General features: G+C 72.0%; 12 protein-coding genes. 7 read left to right on the forward strand and 5 right to left on the reverse strand.

Translation table 11 applies throughout. The annotated features are described in order from the left end of the window. Nucleotides 1-67: 67 nt before the first annotated feature. Nucleotides 68-481 carry an ATP-binding protein gene (locus ACWD12_RS20130; RefSeq protein WP_358365060.1) on the reverse strand — a complete coding sequence of 138 codons (414 nt, stop codon included), beginning with the start codon at nucleotides 479-481 and terminating at the stop codon, nucleotides 68-70. A 360-nt stretch (nucleotides 482-841) separates the two neighbouring features. On the opposite strand from ACWD12_RS20130, the gene ACWD12_RS20135 reads away from it, so the two are divergent. After that, nucleotides 842-1,369, forward strand: a complete 528-nt coding sequence (locus tag ACWD12_RS20135) for an ATP-binding protein (RefSeq protein ID WP_450100634.1) — start codon at nucleotides 842-844, stop codon at nucleotides 1,367-1,369. Nucleotides 1,370-1,410: 41 nt separating this feature from the next. Here ACWD12_RS20135 and ACWD12_RS20140 read toward each other — a convergent pair whose 3' ends face one another. The 4 genes from ACWD12_RS20140 to ACWD12_RS20155 form a co-directional block, all read right to left on the reverse strand. Next, nucleotides 1,411-3,123, reverse strand: a complete 1,713-nt coding sequence (locus ACWD12_RS20140) for a hypothetical protein (protein ID WP_450100635.1) — start codon at nucleotides 3,121-3,123, stop codon at nucleotides 1,411-1,413. A gap of 984 nt (nucleotides 3,124-4,107) precedes the next feature. After that, complete coding sequence (locus ACWD12_RS20145; protein ID WP_358365282.1) at nucleotides 4,108-5,250, reverse strand: hypothetical protein; 1,143 nt, start codon at nucleotides 5,248-5,250, stop codon at nucleotides 4,108-4,110. Nucleotides 5,251-5,762: 512 nt separating this feature from the next. Continuing rightward, nucleotides 5,763-8,153 carry a hypothetical protein gene (locus tag ACWD12_RS20150; protein ID WP_450100636.1) on the reverse strand — a complete coding sequence of 797 codons (2,391 nt, stop codon included), beginning with the start codon at nucleotides 8,151-8,153 and terminating at the stop codon, nucleotides 5,763-5,765. Between the two features lie 424 nt (nucleotides 8,154-8,577). After that, nucleotides 8,578-9,876, reverse strand: a complete 1,299-nt coding sequence (locus ACWD12_RS20155) for a hypothetical protein (protein ID WP_450100637.1) — start codon at nucleotides 9,874-9,876, stop codon at nucleotides 8,578-8,580. A 704-nt stretch (nucleotides 9,877-10,580) separates the two neighbouring features. Between ACWD12_RS20155 and ACWD12_RS20160 the strand changes: the two genes are divergently transcribed. From ACWD12_RS20160 to ACWD12_RS20185, 6 genes are all read left to right on the forward strand, one after another. Next, entirely contained in the window at nucleotides 10,581-11,411 is an 831-nt protein-coding gene (locus ACWD12_RS20160; protein WP_450100638.1) for a hypothetical protein, read from the forward strand. 545 nt (nucleotides 11,412-11,956) lie between these two features. Further along, on the forward strand, nucleotides 11,957-13,525 hold the full coding sequence (locus ACWD12_RS20165; RefSeq protein ID WP_450100639.1) for a hypothetical protein: 1,569 nt from the start codon (nucleotides 11,957-11,959) through the stop codon (nucleotides 13,523-13,525). Between the two features lie 308 nt (nucleotides 13,526-13,833). After that, nucleotides 13,834-15,102 carry a WxL protein peptidoglycan domain-containing protein gene (locus ACWD12_RS20170; protein WP_450100640.1) on the forward strand — a complete coding sequence of 423 codons (1,269 nt, stop codon included), beginning with the start codon at nucleotides 13,834-13,836 and terminating at the stop codon, nucleotides 15,100-15,102. An 80-nt stretch (nucleotides 15,103-15,182) separates the two neighbouring features. Beyond that, on the forward strand, nucleotides 15,183-16,550 hold the full coding sequence (locus ACWD12_RS20175) for a hypothetical protein (protein WP_450100641.1): 1,368 nt from the start codon (nucleotides 15,183-15,185) through the stop codon (nucleotides 16,548-16,550). Then, on the forward strand, nucleotides 16,547-17,368 hold the full coding sequence (locus tag ACWD12_RS20180; protein WP_450100642.1) for a WxL domain-containing protein: 822 nt from the start codon (nucleotides 16,547-16,549) through the stop codon (nucleotides 17,366-17,368). Before ACWD12_RS20175 ends, ACWD12_RS20180 begins: the two co-directional genes overlap by 4 nt. A gap of 81 nt (nucleotides 17,369-17,449) precedes the next feature. After that, on the forward strand, nucleotides 17,450-18,364 hold the full coding sequence (locus ACWD12_RS20185; protein ID WP_450100643.1) for a hypothetical protein: 915 nt from the start codon (nucleotides 17,450-17,452) through the stop codon (nucleotides 18,362-18,364). The last annotated feature ends 33 nt before the right edge of the window (nucleotides 18,365-18,397 follow it).

The raw sequence follows: 18,397 nt of genomic DNA on the forward strand, positions 1-18,397 counted from the left end.
GAGGCTCCGGCCGCCCGACAGCCGCGGGCGGCCGGAGCCTCGTCGTGTCGGTGGACGGACGCTCCGCTCAGCAGCCGCCGCGGCCGTCCAGCGGGAGGACGACCCACATCGTCTTGCCGCCGTCCTCGGTCGACTGCACCTCGGTGATCCCGTGCGCCTCGGTGATGACCTCGTGGACGACGCCGAGGCCGTCGCCGGGGCGGGCCGGCGGCCGCGGGTCGGCGTCGTGCACGCCGACCCCGATGTGCCCGTCGCCGAGCACCATCGTGAGGGTGAAGACCGGCGAGAGCCGGTCGGCGTTCCGCACCGAGTTGGCGGCGAGTTCGGAGACGATCAGGCGCAGGTCGTAGGCCAGGTCCGTGCCCGGGGACACGCCCCAGTCCGCAAGCGCCTCGGTGAGGAGCCTGCGCGCCTGCGGAATGGCCGCGGGGGCCGCGCTGAGGCGGGCCGTGCGGTGCCGGGCCCGCTGGTCGACAGTCATGAAGGTCCTCGCACGACGGGCGAACGGGCGAACGGGCGGTCGGAGTCGGGCGGGACCGTCCCGCCGGGGGTTTTCGGGCGTGCGGACGTGCATATCCACCGGTGCCGCGGCGCTCCGATGGGTCCGGGCCACCTAGCATGGCGCGCGCGGAGATCATGCCGCAATGCGTTCGTGCGACCGGCCTCCGTGCGCTGACCTGCGGCATCCGTTCTGCGCGGGTAGAACCCCGGGCCCCGTACGCTGCGCGGTGCGGCGCCGGGGACCGGGCGGGCGCGGGGCAGATCCGCCCGTCCCGGTGGTGTCCGGCGCCGCGGAACGGGCACTATCCCCCGCACCACCCCGAGCGAAGTGGACCCCTTGATGAGCGCCATGCGGTCGCGTACCTCCGGCGGCGGGGACGCGCGGGACCGCGGCCCCCGACCGCAGGTACGCCGGCTGCCGTTCACGACCGCGTCCGGGGCGGTGGCACGGTCGCGGACCTTCCTGCGGACCGCGATGCAGGCGTACGGCTGGCTCCCCGCACCCGACCAGGCCACCGAGCTCGCCGCCGACGACATCCTGCTCGTCGCCGTGGAACTGGTCACCAACGCCTGCCTGCACGGCGGCGGCCCGGTCGAGCTGCGCCTCGTGCGGCTGGACGGCGTGGTCCGCGTCGAGGTCGACGACCGCAGCGACCGCGTGCCGGAGCCGCGCAGCCCGTTCGAGGGGCCGCGCGCCGGCGGGCACGGCCTGCACATCGTCCGCAGACTCGCCCGGGAGTGGGGCGTGTTGGTGCACTCCGGCCCGCGAGGCCGCGCCGGGCGCGGGGCGCCCGGCAAGACGGTGTGGGCGGAACTGGCGGAGCCCGGCCTCCGCGGTGGGGACGCGGGGCCGGGCTCCGGGGGATGACGGTGGGCGCGGGCCATGCGGGGAACGCCTGCCGTCCGAGGTCAGACCAAGGTGAGCGTGAGGGTGCCGGAGTACGTGCCGGCCGCGGTGAACTCCGGTGTGGTGAGCGCGAGTCGGGCGTCCGCGGTGAAGGTGCCGCCCGACGCGCCGCCCGGGGCTCCCGGCGACTGCGTGCACAGCGCCGCGGCGGCGGTGCTGCTCAGCGGTCCGGCGGTGCCCGACGTCACCTGGCTCGGACTCCCGGGCAGCGCCGCACAGTTGGGCACCCAGGAGACGTTGCCGGCCGGAATCGCCGCCATCCCGCCCGCGTGTGCCAGGTCGGTCATCGTGCCGGTGAGCGACCACCCCATTCCGCCGCTCCGGGTGTCGGTCACGGTGAGCTGGTTGAGCGACGCCTCAAGGGTCTTGGCGGTGCCGTCGAGCGTCGCGCCGCCGAAGTCGACGGCGGTCCCGGTCTGCGTCATCGACAGGGTTCCCGGCTCGGGCGTGCCCGGCTCCGGCCCCGGTCCGGGGCCCGGGGTGACCGTGAACGCCGCGGTCGCCGTGCCGCCGTCCCCGGATCCCTCGCGCACCCGGATCGCCGTCGTCGACGGGTCGGTGACCGGGAGGTCCGCGGTGAACGTGCCGTCCGGGCCGACCGGCACGTCGATGCCGCCGCCGAGCTCGCGGCCGTCGCCGGCCAGCGCCCGGACGGCGACGGACCGGCCCGCGGTGAAGCCCGCGCCCGCCAGTTTGACGACCGTCCCGACCGGGCCGGCGGCGGGCGCCGCGGTGACCGTACGGGCCACCGCCCGCACGGCGACGGGCACCGTCTTCTGCGCGGTGCCGACCTTGACTCTGAGGGCGTAACTCCCGGGCACCGCCGCCGGGTCGAGGGTGGCGGTGCCGGTGAGGCGGCCGTCGGCGACGGCCACGGTGTTCGCGGCGATCCCGGTGGCGCTGCAGCCTCCGCCGTCCGCCTGGCACAGCGAGACCTCGGGAGTCCCGGCGGGCCAGTCGGCGCCGTTGAGGGTGACGAGTCCGCCCGCCGCGACCGCGGTGAGGTCGGCCGCCAGCGTCGGTTCGGCGGTTGCCGCGGCCGGCGGCGCGGCCGGTGCGTCGTCCTCGACGGTGAGCACGGTGGACACCGCCACCGGCGAGGCCGGCGTGCAGCGCGTCTCGGCGTCGACGGGGCCGGTCCTGGTGAACCGCGCGAAGTCGCCGGGCGCGAGGCTTACTTGCCCGGCGGCGGTCAGCCTGAGCGTCCCGGTCATGTCGGCGACCTTGAGCGCGGATCCGGCGACCGCCTCGGGGTTCTTGCGCTCGCCCGCCACGGCGACGGTCCCGGCCTGCGCGCCGCCGACGACGATCTGACCCTTCGGCAGTGTCGAGTCGGCCGGCACCACGGCCGGTACGGGGGAGGGGGTGGTGCTGGGCGAGGTGGTCGGTGACGAGGTGGCCGGCGTCGAAGCGGGCGTCGTGTCGTCCGGGACCTTGGGGTACGTCTTCCACACCCAGGTCACCGTGACCTCGTCGCCGACCCGGTACGTGGACTTCGCCGGGCTGATCGTGATCTCGACGTCGAGCGGGGCGTCCGGGACGACCCGGGCCGGCGCCGTCGGGTCGACGCACTTCGCCGTGTACGGGACGGGCACCGCACCCGCGGGCGGGGCGGCGAGCACCAGGCCGGCCCCGGCCGCCACCAGAACCCCGGCGGTCGTCGCGGACGTCAGGCGCCCCCTGTGCAGCCTTGGCCGTGAGAACGACGCGAACACTGCGCTCCTAGTGGGCGATAAGAAGAATCGGCCACCGTATCCATGCGGAATTCCGGGCCGATGTCAATGCCCGATGACAAGAGATCTTGGTATCACGTGTCACCAGCGCCGGGTGGTCCGCACGGCGCTTCGTACGCGGTCCGCCGGGTGGTCCGCGTCCCGCAAAGGAACCGGCCGGCCGGGCGCCGCACGGCATAATGCACGGCATACCGCGGGCCGCGAGGGTGCGATGCTTTTATAGCGGATTATCCAATAGGAAGTCAATGCCTGATGACATGTTGATCTTTACGACACGTGTCACCGCCCGGGGCTTTTAGTGCGCCGACAATACGCGGATTCCCGGTGCCGCAATTAACCGGGATATCCAGGGTTGACATTCATGTGGAACCGCGGATTCACTCATGGATGAGTATCGCCACGGCGCCCGGCGCCCGGCGGCCACTCCGATTCACCGCGCACCGTTCGTCCGCCCCACCGGTCGCATCCGTCTCGCGCACCCCGCGGCGGTCGGCGTCCCCCGCCGGGACGCACAGACAGCACGTCGGCGCACCAGACGGCGCACCGGTCGGCGCGGCAAGTGAGCGGAGCACGCCGGCGGAGCGGGCCGAGAACGACGCCAGGGAACGCGGCCAGAGAATGCAGCCAAGGAACGCGGCCAGGGAACGAAGAAGGGAGTGCCCCCCGATGTCCACCGGCAGCACCGGCGACGCGGTCGACAGCGTCGACTCGGGGGCACTCCCGCCGCGGTGGACCCTTCACGGCCTTTCGCCCCGGTCGAGGCGCGCACACGCCTCGACCGGGCCGCCTGCGCCGGGGTTCCCCCGCTCGGGGCCGGGGCCCGAGCGGGGACAGCCCCGACGCGAACGACGGCCCCGGTACGCACCGCGTACCGGGGCCGTCGCCCTGTCTCCCGCCTTGCCTTGCGGAACCCGGCCCGGTGCGGCGTACGCCGCCCGTGTCAGATCACCGGCAGGTGCCCGCGGTTCACCACTTGACGGTGATCGGGGCGATCGCCACCTTGTCGAACTTGAAGGTCAGGTCGATCTCGGCGGCCGTGATCGAGTTGACCTTGGTGCTGGTGACCAGGATGTACGTGGTGAACTTGCCGTCCTTGCCGGCGAACGCCGCCGAGAAGTTGGCCACCGGGGTGGCGCCGTTGACGCCGATGATCGCGATCAGCGTGTTGGGGGTGAAGTTCTCCCCCGTCACCTTGACGAACGTCCACGGGCGGATGTTCGACTTGCTCAGCGTGATCGTCCGCTGCGGGACCGGAACTTCCTTCTTCTTCACGGCGATCGGCGCGGTGGCGCTCTTGGCGCCGTTCGTCACCTTGACCGTGTAGGAGCCGTCCGCGGTGCCCGCCGCGACGGTCGCCGTGCCGCCCAGGCGGCCGTCGGCGCCGATCGCCAGGGTGTTGGCCGAGATACCGGCCGGGTTGCAGTTCGCGCCGGCCGCGTCGCACAGTTCGGGCGTCGCGGTGCCGCCCGGCGTCCAGTTGACGCCCGACAGCGTCGTGGCGGCACCCGGCTCGACGGTGCCCGGGTCGGCGCTGAGCGTCGGCACCTCGGGCTGCGGCTCCTTGACCGTGACGGTCTCGGCGACGCCGCCGCCGGTCGTGATGTCGCACGGCGTGACCTGGGTCAGGTTGTACGCCGGGATGAACACCGTCGTCACCAGCTTCACCGGGGTGAAGGTGACGTCGCCGGCCGCGGTGGCCGGGATGGTCAGCGCGCCGGTGTAGGGCGGCGGCGTGATCGGCGCGTTCTGCGCGATGTCCATCGTCGTGGTCGGGCCGGTCACGGTGACCGTGCCCTCCGCGCCGCCGCCGAGCTTGAGCTCGATCGTCGGCGTGACCTGCACGCCGCTGAGGGCGAGCGGGCTGGTGGCCGGGCTCGGGCCCAGCTTGACGTTCGCGGTCACCGACGCGCCCGGGTCGGCCGGGTTCGGCGTCACCGAGAGGTCGATCGACTGGGCACCGATGAAGTGCTTGTCGAGCGCCTGGACGTAGCAGTCCACGGTCGGGTTGACGGTGCCCGCGGAAGAGGCCGGGGCCAGGGCGATCAGACCGGTCGCCGCGATCGCGCCGGCGCCCAGGCCGGCCGCGAGCCGCCTGCCGAGTGAGGTCATGGGGATGGAGCTCCCTTCTGAGGATGCCGTGCGAGCCGCCTTGGGCGGTGCGTACGGCGGTTCGGGCGACCAGCGGGCGTCGCAGGAGGGGGACGGGGACGACCGGGGCGCCGTCGTGCCGAGAAGCCGGGGGTGCGGCCGGGGCTCCCGACCCCTGTTCGGGAGCCGACCGGCCGCACGACTGGAACGTGTTACAGAAGTGGGGCGGGGACATTCAGCCGTGAAAGACCGCCGAAGTCAATACCGCAATTACTTCCGGTAACACCGGACTTCGCCCGTCCGCAGCGCGCTGACCTGCGGTGACACGTGTCGATCCAGACGGCCGCCGACGGCCGTCGGAGCCGGGCGCGGGGTCCGGAAAACCACGGAGGGTGCCGCCGACATCCCGCACGGGATGTCGGCGGCACCCTCCGAGGTGCCTCCGGTCGGGCCGTCGTACCGGCGTTGTGCCGGCGCCGAGATCAGCGTCGAGATCAGCGCCCGATCAGCGCCCGTTCCGCATCAGGTCCCCGTCAGATCAGCGTGAGCGTCAGGGTCGCCGTGTACGTCCCCGCGAGCGGGAACGCGGGCACGTGGAGCGCGAGCCCCGCGTTCGCCGAGAAGTCCCCGCCGCTCGGCAGGCCCGGCGTCGTCTGCGCCGGCATGCCGCACAGCCGCGAGCCGTCGACCGCCCCCGGCACGCCGGTGAGCACCGGGCTCGGTGAATCCGGGTTCACCACCGCGCAGTTGGGCGTCCAGTACAGCGCCGCGCCGGGCAGGGTGCCCGTCGTGCCCTGCGTGTCCGAGACGAAGTCGCCTATGCGTCCCGTCAGTTCCCAGCCCAGGGTGCCACCTCGGAAGTCCTGCACGACGACCTGGTTCAGGGCGCCGTTCATGGTCTGCGGTCGTCCGTCGATGGTCACCGGGGAGAGCTCGACGAGCTTGTCCGACGTCCCCGTCCGCTTGAACCCCAGGTGTCCGGGCAGGACTTCGCCGTCCGTGTTGCCGCCGCCCTCGACGGTGAACTTGGCCGCGGCGGCCTTGTTCTGGTCCACGCCCTCGGCGGCGGCGATCTGGTCCGTCTGCGCCTTGGTGACGGTCAGCTGCCCCACGAAGGTGCCGTCCGGTCCGGAGTCGAGGAAGGCCAGGTCGAACGTGGGTTGAAGGTCCTTGTCCACGCCCGCGATCGAGATCGCCGTGTTCGGCGTGTAGCCGGTGCCGCGTACCGTCACCACGGTGCCCAGCGGCCCGTGATCGGGTGTCAGCTCCACCTTGCGCAGGTTGGGTGCGGGCGGCTCCACGGTCAGCAGTGCGGTGGCCGTACCGGCCCCGGGGCCGGATCCGATGGTCACCTTGACCAGGCGAGCCCCCTGCGGTGCGGTGGGCGCCAACGTGGCGTTGCCGCCGAGTGCCCCGTCGGGACCCACGCTCAGGGTGTTGGCGCTGAACGCCGTCCCGTCGCATGCGCCGCCGTCCGCCGCGCACAGCTGCACGGCGACCGTTTCGGCGCCCACGGCGGGCCAGTTGACGCCCGACAGCGCGACCGTCTCACCGGCCTTGACCGGATTCGGGGCGGCCGCGAGCGTCGGTGCCGGCGGGACCGGGAGGCCGACCTGCGCCGTCGAGGAGACGCCCGGCGTACCCGAGACCGTGCACGGGGTCGTCTGGGCGATGAGCTTGAGCGCGTAGTCGCCCGGGCTCACGTCGATCGCGCCGTTCGCAGTGACCGTGAACGTGCCGGTCATGTCGGAGACCTGGACGACCGCGGGCGGCGCACCCGCGCTCGGGTTCTTCTTCGGGCCGTTGACCGTGACGTTGCCGGTCTGGGCACCGGACAGCTTGACGACGCCGGACGGCGTGACGGTGTCCTTCAGCAGGATCACGCCCGGCATCTGCGGATTGCGCGGGTAGTCCTTCCAGCGCCACGTCACGTTCACCACGTCGCCGACGCTGTAATACGGCTTCTCCGGCGTCAGTTCGAGTGCCACGCGCGGCTTCCACGGGAAGACGTTGCCGTTCGTCGCCTGCTTGCAGCTGACGTCGTACGCGACCGGCTCCGCCCACGCGGGCGCGTTGTTGCGCACCTTGAGCGGCACCGCCACGGCGGTCGTGCCGGACGAGACGCGGACCTTGTAGTCGCCCTCGCTCGTGGTCGGCGGCACGGACGCGCGGCCCGCGAGGTTGCCGCCGGCGTCGACGCCGACACCGGCCGCGGTGATCCGCGAGGCGGCGCACGCGGTGCCGTCCGCGGCGCACAGCTCCACCGTCGGAGCCGCCCCGCCCGCCGGCCAGTTCGCGCCGACGAGTTGGAACGGCGCGCTGCCGGGCCGCACTTCGGTACGCGTGACACCGAGCGTCGCGGGCTGCACCGAGCCGTCCACCTGGAGAGTGGTGGACACCCCCGGTGTGCCGGTGGCGTTGCACGGGGTCTCCCACGTGCCCAGCATGCTGGCGACGTTCTTGTAGCTGCCGGGCGACAGGTGGAGCGCGCCGGGCTTCGCGATGGTCAGCGTTCCGGTCATGTCCGACAGCCACAGCGGCCGGCCGCTCGGCGTCGAGGCGTTCTTCTTCGGCCCGGACACGGCGACCGTGCCGCCCTGCGCGCCGGAGACGTCGACGGTGCCGAACGGCTGTACCGAGTCGGCGTTGACGGTGACGCCCGACGGGTTGTCGGCAGCGGCCTTCCAGGACCAGGTGACGGTGACCTGGTCGCCGACCGCGTACGCCGGCTTGCTCGGGCTGACCGAGAGGTCGACCTGGGCGGCGAAGTCGAACGGGCTGCCGCCGACGCTGGGCGGTGTGCAGTGAACGTTGTAGGTCACGGTCTCGGCGTGTGCCGCCGGGGAACCCACCGTGACCACAACCCCGACGGCCGCGACGGCGGTGCCGACCACCGCCGCGAGGCCCTTCGCGGGTTTGCGCATAGAGAGCTGTCCCTCCTCGGGATCGTGCCCGTCCCGCCCCGGGGTGAGCGGTCCGTGTGCCCGGTCTCCGGGGCGCGGAGGTGCGCGCGTACGCCTCGGAGTGCCGTGCGGTGGACGGCGGATGGCCCGGCCGGCACGGGGCGGGCCGAGCAGGGGTGGATCCGTCGACGCGGGTCGGCCGGCGCCCCACACGCCGGTCTCCCGATCCCAGACTGGAACGTGTTCCAGTTGGGGCCCTGCTATTCAGCGCCGAGATCGCCGGGAAGTCAAGACCGGTACGGGCAGCGGCGGGCGTTCCGTTTCCGCAGGTCGGCGCGGACGGCAGCGGCCCGGGACGCCCGGGCGGAGCACTCCGGGCAGGCCGGGGCGCGGGACCCGTCACGGGCCGTCCGGGCCCCGACCGCGCCGGACGATCGGGCCTCGCTCAGATCAGACTGAGCGTCAACTCCGCGGTGTAGGGCGTTCCTTCGGTGGTGGGGCCGGTCACGCCGAGGGTGAGTGCGGCGTCGACCTGGAACTCCCCGCCGGTCACCTCGCCCATGCTCGGGTTCTGACGGCACAGCAGTTCGGGGCTCGCGCCGGCGGAACCGGGCAGCCCGTTGGACACCGCACTCGACGCGGCCCCGGTCGCCAGGCAGTTGGGGGTCCACGCGAACCCGGACGAGGGGATCCGCGAGCCGTCGGGGGCCAGGAAGTCGCCGATCTGCCCGGTGAGCGTCCAGCCCAGCGTGCTGCCGCGCTGGTCCACGACCTGCAGCGGATTCAACTGCCCGGTGACCTGGCGAGGCCCGGTGCCGGGCGGCAAATCGCCCATGACCACCGCCTGTTGATCGGCCGTCATGAACAGCGGTCCGGCAGGCGGCGGACCTCCCGCGGCGGGCGGGAGGTCGCCCGGAGCCGGGGCGCCTGCCGGGGCGCCCGTTGCGGTGCCGTTGTCCGCGCCGGGGGAGGGGCTTCCGGTCGCGCCGGCCGTCGGGGGCCCCGAGGCGCCCGGAGTGCCGGTGGCTCCCGGCGTCCCCGTGGGCCCGCCGGGTGTGCCCGGGGTGCCGGTGGCCCCCGGCACGCCGGGAGTTCCGGTGGCGCCGGGTGTCGTCCCGGGCTGACCCGTGGCGGGCGGCGTGGTGCCGGGGCCGCCCGGGTTGCCCGGCCCGGTCGGCTGCGGGCCGGGCGTCGACGTCGTACCTGACTGGATGCTCAGCGAGATCGGGGTTGCACCGGTGGGCGTACACGGGGACGGAGGGCCCCACAGCCAGGAGTCGATCGCGTACGCGCCGGGCGCCAGGTCGATGCGGCCTTCCGCGGCGACGGTGAACTTTCCGGTCATGGCCTCGACGGGCAGGGGCTGCCCGCCTCCCGTCGTGGGGTTCTTCGTGGGGCCGGAGACCTTGACCTCGCCGGACTGCGCCCCGGACAGCTTCACCACACCGCTCGGCTGGGCGGTGTTCTCGGCGATCAGGACCCAACTGGAGGGGTTGCGCGGCGGCGTGCGCCACGACCAGGTGACGGTCACCTCGTCGCCCACGGCGTACGCCGTCTTCAAGGGCGCGACGGTGAGCTCGATTTTCGGGTTCCAAAGGAACTTGGATCCGTTCGCGAACGTCGGATCGCATTCGACGGCGTTGGTGACGGCGGCAGCCTGCGCCGGCGGGGTGCCGGTGCCGAATCCCGCTGCGGCGGCGACGACTCCGAGGGCCAGGAGAAGTCCGGTGCGCCGTGAAGCCATGGTGCGGTCGCTCCCTATCTGCGTTCCTTGCGGTTCCAGGCGGGCTTACTGACCCGGAGTCGAACAGCAATTCATCCGGTTCCCTGATGGTGTGTCAAGGGTCCGTGTCCGCACGCTTCGTCGCTTTTGGCGGCAGTGACCACAACAAACCAACCAGGCAGGTGACACGTGGCTCGAAGTTGCGTGTTCGGCCGCGCTCTCAAGAGTCCGCCGTGCGCCCTACCCGCCCGTAGTGGTGACACGTGTCGATCCGCGCCACCTCGGCTTTCGCCCGTCAAGCGGCATGTCGACACAGCGATTTCCCGGATTCCGAATGATGCCGAACTGTTTTCCGACGCCACCGTTTTTTCTGTCGATGACTGTTGTTCGCTCATGGGACTTGTCGTACCGTCACCCCATGATCTGACATGACATCAATGACTGGCACAGTCTTGATGTCTCTCGGGGTGCGGTGCGGACGGGGACTTCGATCTTCTGATTCCCAGGTCAGCGTGCCCAGGGCCTGTGCGCTGGTACGGGCCGTCGAGTCCGTCCGAACCATGCGACACGGTGCGGGCGGGGGGACGATCGCAACTCCGGTCCTTCGGAGGCGCGAACGGTCCGTGCAGGACGAGAAGGCCGGAGCGGTCGGGCTGCGCACGCAACGCAGACCGCGCCGGCCGTCGGAAGACGACAGGCAAGTCCCCGAAGGGAGAACCACCCCTATGGTCAAGCTGACGGGTCGAGCGGCAGGCAGCATTGCGGCTGCCGCACTCGCCACCGGTGCGACGCTGATGTTCGCGCCCACCGCGCATGCGGGTACGACCACCGGCCAAGCCAACTGCCCAGTGCCTGCGAACATCCAGCAGATCATGGGCGGCAAGACGAATCTGGCCGGCCCGCAGGCTTACACAGTCAACGGTCCCGCGACAGGCGCGGCCGGCGCGGACGTCGAACTCGACGTCGACCTGGGGCCGAGCCCCGCAGAGGTACCGCTCGACGTGCCCGGTGCCAAGTTGACACCGACGGTGGAGTTCAAGACCGCAGGTGCGTCGACGGCGCCGATCAGCGTCAAGGCCGCGCAGATAACGATGGACCTGAAGAAGGGCGGCATCGACCTGCCGGCCTTCAAGCTGAAGATCAAGATCCCCGCAAGCGCGACCGCGGGCAAGCTCGACCTGACGCCGACCAAGCTGACCCTCGACGTCGACGCCATGGGCTTCAAGCTGCCGATGGTCTGCACGGCGACCGGCACTGGCGTCGTGCACAGCATCACCGTCACCGCGGCGAGCACCACGGGCGGTACGTCGTCGGCGAGTTCGTCGTCCAGTTCGTCGAGCTCGACGGGCACCAGCTCGACGGGGACCAGCTCGACCGGTACCACCGGCACCACCGGCACGACCTCGGGCAGCAGCACCGGCAGCCTGCCCAAGACCGGTCCGCTGGACGACGCCCTGTCGATGGGTCTCGTCGGCGGCACCGTCGGCCTCCTGGGCATCGGCGCGGTGCTGATCGCGACCCGCAAGGTCCGCGCGTCGCGCAACACCCCCGCCTGACAAAGCGCTTCGGCGGCGCGGTGCGAACCGCGCCGCCGACGGCGACAACGGCGCAAATGCGGTTTCGACCGCCGCCCGCGAACAACAGGTCATCGGCCCGTCGAGCACGGCCGAGTGATCCCACAAGGAAATGTGCGTGCCGTCGCGCCCGAACTCCCGGGCCGGCGGCACCGTTTCCGCCTGTGCGAACCCGTTTTTCAAGATCGGACTTGTCGGGCCTTGTTGGTGTATTACGCAACTGTTAACGCGAGGCAGCCAAAGCCTTGACATCTGAGGCGCGTAAAGGCATCAATGGCACGCCTGGTTTTTGAAACAGGTTCCACCCGCACGTCGGTCCCGCGCACCTCTACCAGAGCCTTGGGGGCGCAAGGGCCGCGAGACGGCCGCCTCGGCCGTGTGCGACGGAAATTCGAGGCGACCGTCCCAGGACGGCACCGGAGCGCCTGAGTTCATGGTAGTGCGCTCTCGGCTCAACTCCGGTGTGGTGTTCGACTGCCCCGCCCCCCGGCGGCGGCAGCAGCCCCTGGAAGGGAGTAGCACCTCACATGTTCAAGTCCCGTAAGAAGGTTGCCGCGGGCCTGGGTGCCGCGGTGATCGCGGGTACCGCGGGCCTGGTGGCCGTGGCTCCGGCCGCGTCCGCCGGCACCGTCACGGTCAACGCCGTGTGTCAGGTCCCGGTTCTCGGCGAGAAGGTCGGGCCGCAGACGGTCACCGTCGACCTGACCCCGGTGACCGGGCCGGCCGGCATCACGGTCACGGCCAACGTGGACCTCGGTCCGCCGCCGATCACCAGCCCGTTCGCGTTCGCCAACGCGAAGGCCCAGAGCACCCTCCACCTGACCATGTCGGGCGCCGCCACCGGCGTCGTCAACCTGGCGGGCCCCGAGGTGACCCTCGACCTCCCGGCGAACGTCCCGATCGACCCGGCACCGTTCACCACGACGTTCACCATTCCGGCGAGCGCGGGCGTGGGTGCCATCAACTTCGAGCCCACGGGTTCGACGAATGTCACCGACATCCCGGGCGTCGGCAAGCAGACCGCCCCGTGTGTCTACACGGGCGGCGGGACCGTCGCGACGTTCACCACCAAGGCTCCTCCCGGCCCCGTGACGGCGGTCGTCGCGCCCACCACCATCAAGCAGGGTGAGAGCGGCACCGTCACCGGCACCGGCTGGGAAGGCGCGCTCGACCCCGCCAACGGTGTGCAGCTGTGCGCGGGCACGACCTGCCAGCCGTACCCGGTGAACAACATCGCGATCGCCGGCGGCAACCTGACCGGTGGCTTCACCGTCGTCGAGCAGGTGCCCCCGGGCTCCTACACCCTGAAGCTCACCAGCGACTCGGGGCAGAGCACGAACACCAACGCGTTCACGGTGACCGGCATCCCGCCGGTGACCCTCGGCGCGAGCCCGAACAACGGTGAGGTCGGCACGACCACCGCCGTCAGCGGCACCAACTGGCCGGCCGGCAGCGTCACGGTCCAGGGCCTGAAGTCGGACAACACCCCGACCTCGGACGCCCCGGTCACCGTGACGGTGGGCGCCGACGGCGTGCTCGCCGCGTCGTACACGGTCAACGACCCGGCCACCGCGAAGATCGGTGCGACGGGCGGCGGCAAGAGCGGCTCCACCCCGTTCACGGTCAAGCAGGGGCAGCAGCTCACGCAGCCGATCGAGGGTGAGGTCATCGGTGGTGGGCTGAAGTTCGAGCAGGCCGCCAGTGGCATCACGCTGACGCCGATCACTCTGAACGGCAAGCCGCAGACCATGAACGGCGCGCTGAACCAGGTCAAGGTGCAGGACTTCCGCGGTACCACGCTGGGCTGGTCCCTGACCGGCCAGATCACCGACTTCACCTCTCCCGCGGTGAGCGGCGTGATCGCGGCCGACCGGTTCACCTGGACCCCGGCGTGCGCCGTCACCAACCCGGACTCGCCGAGCCAGGTGCAGACCGGATCGGCGGGCACCGTGGGCGCGCTCTGCACCCAGACCGCGAACGCTCCCGGGCAGGTCTCCGGCGGTGAGTTCACGGCGGACGCCGCGACGAAGCTCGCGGTCCCGGCGTGGCAGCTCTCCGGCACCTACACCGCCACCCTCACGCTCACCCTCATCTGATCTGAGCGTGGACTAGGACTCCCGGCCGGAGCCTCGGCCCGGCCGGGACCCTGAACGGCTTTGCCGTACCGGTGCCGGACAGCGGGAGCCACCCGCAGTCCGACACCGGTACGACGGGCCGCTGCGGATCGGCGCAGAGCGGAGGGTGGGACGGGCAATCCGGCCCGTTCCACCCACGCCGCTCGGCTCCGGATCCGCACCGCAGGACCCGCACCACCGGCACCACCCAGGCCACGGCCCAGGTCTCCGCTCCCGGGCCGCACCCGCCGCCGATCCGCCAGCCCCGTTGAAGCCGCAGGAGACAAGACATGACGGACACGTCGACACAACGCAGGGACAGAGCCGCCCGTCCGCGCCGCACCGGCCCGCGTACCCGGGCCTTCTCCCTGCTCGCCGTGCTGTTCACCGTCCTCGCCGGCCTCCTGGTCGGGCCCGTGCCCGCCGCGCACGCGGCGAGCAACGGCGACTGGTCCGTCGACCCCCTCGTGCCGCCCGGCACCGACCAGAACAACCGCCGCTACTTCTTCCTGGAGGCCGCGGCCGGCGACACGGTGACCGACACGGTCGTCGTGGCCAACACCAGCAGCCGCAAGCTGACCTTCAAGATCTTCGGCGCGGACGCCTTCAACACGCCGCGCGACGGCGCGTTCTCGGTCCGCCGCCTCGGCGACCCCATGAAGGGCGTCGGCCTCTGGCTCAAGGTCGCCAACGGCCAGGACACCATCGAGGTCGAGCCCGGTACGCGCGTCGCGATCCCGTTCCAGATCGCGATACCCGCCAACGCCACGTCCGGCGACCACGTCGGCGGCATCATGGCGCTCAACAACGAGAGCATCGGCGAGCAGCAGGAAGGCCAGCTCCGCGTCGACCTGAAGATGCAGGTGGGTGCGCGCATCTACCTCAAGGTCCGCGGTCCGAGCGTGCCCGCCATGGACGTTCGCGACGTGAGCGTCGAACGCGCCACCGGCTTCGGTGAGTTCTTCGGCTCCGACAAGGCCGTCATCCGCTACACCATCGTCAACACGGGCAACGTGATCATCCGCCCGCAGACCGACCTCAAGGTCACCGGACTCTTCGGCCGCACGCTGCTGACCAAGAAGAGCGACCCCGCGAACCAGATCGAGATCTTCCCGGGCGAAAAGGTCGAGCTGGTCCAGACGTGGAAGGACGCACCCCTGCTGGACCGGGTCAACGTCCAGGTCAGTGCGGTCACCGAGCAGGAGAACCAGCAGCTGTCCGACAAGACTTCGACGTCCTACACCGCCGTGCCGTGGCCCGCGCTCCTGGTCCTCGCGCTCCTGCTGATCGGCGGCGGCGTGGCGTGGCAGCTGATGCGCAACCGCAAGAGCGGCGGCGGCAACAGCGGTGACAAGGCCGAGAACCAGGGTCCGAAGGACCCGTCCGGCGGCGAGTCCGCACCGGTCACCGGCGACACCGCCAAGGGTTCGGGCGAGAAGGGCGTCGACACCGCCGAGGGCTCGGGCGAGACGAAGGACCAGCCCAAGGAAGAGCCCAAGGAAACCGCACCTGCTTCTGCGGGTGGCGAGGCGGCGGACCCTGCGGGGGTCGGTCGTTGAGCTACCTCGCACTTCGACGCACCCTCGCGGGACCGGCGCACCGCCGGTCCCGCCGAGGGGCGTTCGCGTATGCCCTGCTCGTGTCCGCATTCGTCGCCCTGCTCCTGGCCGCCGCCGCTCCGGGGTACGCGGTCACTCCGCCCAGCCCCACACCCGGCGCGCCCGAAGGCGGTCAGGCGTCGCTCAGCACGACCAAGACCAAGCCCGGCGGCATCGTCAAGGTCACCGGCGTCGCGTGGGCGCCCGGTTCGATGGTCAACATCGCGGTGTGCGGCCAGAACGGCCTGGCCGGCACCAAGACGTGCGCGGTCGCCACGTCGATGAACGTCCCGGTCGCGACGGCGGGCGAGTTCGCCGTGTCCATCCGGGTCGAGACGCCTCCCGTACCGTGCCCGTGCGTCATCCGCGTGGTCACCGTGACCGGCGGACGGTCCCTGGACCGCGCCATTCCGGTGGAGATCGAAGGCGCCCCGTTCGCCGCCATGCAGAACAGCGGCAAATCGCCCGGCCGGCTCACGTTCATCAAGAGCGAGATGACCGGCAAGGACAACGTCTTCACCTGGTTCGGCTCGCCGGTCAGCCGCCGGTTCGAGATCGAGGTCGGCAACATGGGCGAATCGCCCATCACCAACCCGGTGTTCCGGATCGGCACGTTCCAGGGCGTGTACGCGCCCACCTGGGAGGACAAGACCTGGAACGGCACCATCCTGCCGGGCCAGCGGGTCAAGGTCAGCCTCCCCATCGAGCTCAAGCCGCGCCAGCACGGCGAGTTCCGCTACCGGGTCATGTACGACGGCCGGGTGGTCGACGAGATCGGCCTCAAGGTCGGACGCCCCTGGGGCGTCTACCTGTTCGGTGGCCTCCTGCTCATCGTGGTGCCGATGACCGTATGGCGGCTGGGCACCAGCCTGGTGCGCGCGATCAGGGAGAACCGGGCGGACCGCGACGCCGAGCGCGACCGCGAGGTCGGGGTCCCCGGCCAGTCGATCATCCGTCGCGCCGAGGCGGACGCGGCCGCGGCCGAAACCGCCGCGGAGGCCGTGCCGGAGCGCGCACCGGAACCGGTGCGCGAACCGGTCCTCGTCCCGGGCGGCGGCACTCCGCTGCGCCGCGTCGAGGAGACGATGGTCGTCGGCGCACCGTTGTTCGCCCGCCCGGCCCCGGCACTGCCCGCCGCGGGCACAGCCGCCGAACTGCCTTCGGGGTCAACCTCTTCCGCATCGTCGACCGCGTCTCCCGCCGCTTCGGCTGTGCCCGCGGCCGGGCCTGTGGCCGCTCCCGCGAGCGCTCCGCCGGAGTCTCCCGCCGAGGAGACCCGCGTACTGCCGTCGCGGCCCGACACCGACCCGGAGTCCGACGCCGAGGGCGGCACGCCGAACCTGGTGCGCCCCTCGGACGTCGCACGCGGACTCGCCTGGGGACCGGGAGAGGAGCGCGGGTCGTCATGACGTACCGGCCCGGGCAGGGGACCGCGGCCTTGTTGGGGACGGTCTTCGCCGTCGCCGTGACCACGGCCGTCCTCGCGTCCTTCTTCCTATTCCCGGGGAGCGGGTGCAACGGGGAGAGCTGCGGCGACGCGTCCGAGCCGACCGTCGTCGCGGTCGGCGAAGTGACGCCGTCGCCCACCGCGCCGCCGTCCGGCGACGGCAGCGGCGGCGGAACCGGCCCGGACGGGCAACCGACGGGCGGGACACCGCAGTTGCCCGGCAACGCGCCGACCACACCGGCCGGTTCGCCGACCGACGGGGACCTGCAGTTCTCCGCGCAGGTCGACATGCCGCCCGCCCCCGAGGCGCAGACCGGCGACCCCGGCGGGGTCAGCGCGATGATCCACGCGGGTCCGCTGCGTGTCCTGACCCCGTCCAGTGCGGGATCGGGCTTCCTCAAGGTCGACCGCACGACCAGCACGGCGAGGGGCCAGCTGGAACCGATGCTCGTCCAGGACTTCCGGGGCTCGCACTCCGGTTGGACGCTCACCGCCACCATGTCGGACTTCTCGGTCCCCGGGGGCCGGACGCTCGACGCGGACAAACTCGCATGGGAGCCGAAGTGCGGCGCCCATCCGGGCGGCGAGCCGTACCCCAGCACCGCCGTCCCCGGTTCGCCGGTGTCGGCGGGCCGCACCGCCCTCCTGTGCTCGGCCCCCGCGCTGGCGGGGGTCACAGGAGGCCAGTTCGACGTGGGAGCCGACATCCGGCTCCCCGTGCCCGCCGGATCGACGACATCCGGGAGTTACACGGCGACTTTGCTGCTGACTTTGGCCTGACCGGCGCACCGGTCGGGTGACCGAAGCAAGGGGGCAAGTCCCGCCCCGGAGAAGGGAGTACGCAGTCCGATGGCCACGCGGATGAAAAGAGCCGGCCTCGTCGCGGGGGTGAGCGCGGCGTGTGCGGCCGGGGGGATTCTGGCCCTCGGACCGTCGGCGAGCGCCGCCCCGGCGGCGCGCACCGCGATCGTAGTGCTCGACTGCACCTGGCAGACCGCGAGCGGCGGTACGCCCTACGGCTCGGCGTTCAAGCCGAGCCCCGAACTGGTCATGTCCGTCGGCGAGTCCGCCGCGCGGATCGGCACCAAGGCGGATCTGACGGGCAAGGCGAAAGCCGGTCCGCTGCTCACCATCCCGGCCGGGGCCCGGGTCCACAACCTGTCCTACACCGGCGCCTCGCTGACTGCGGACGTCGAGGGCGGCGAGGGGGCCAACGCCTCGGTGACACTGGCCACTTCCGGTGACAGCGGCACCGTCGGCGCGGACGGCAACGTGACCGTGGGCACGCTGGCCGGGCAGTTCGACCTGCCCAAGGCCGGTTCGTACACGGCCGTACTGAAGTCCCTGAAGCTGACCTTCCTGGACAAGGGCGACGGCGACAAGGCGCTGACGCTCGAGTGCGCGGCCTCGAGTACGGCGGGCCGCTGGCCCGGCGTGACGGCGTCCTCCGGCGAGTCGCCGTCCAACGGCGGGACGCTGACGCAGGGCGTCAACGTGGGCATCAGCGGGACACCGACCACGACCACGTCGCCCACCGGGACGCCGACGACCACGGCACCCACGTCGGCGACCCCGACCGCCACCGGTACGACCGCGGCACCGACCACCGCGGCCCCCACCACGACTTCCCCGGGCTCGAGCGGTGGCCTTGCGCCGACCGGTTCGGGCGGCTCGAAGGTGCTCGCTTTCGCGCTCGTGGCCGCTTCGCTGGTGCTCGGCAGCGTCGCGGTGCTCCTGGCCCTTTCGAACCGCCGAAGGAGCCGTCCACTCACCTGACGCTCATTCAGGAATGCGCGAAGCAGCGTCAAC

Source organism: Streptodolium elevatio (genome assembly GCF_053592165.1).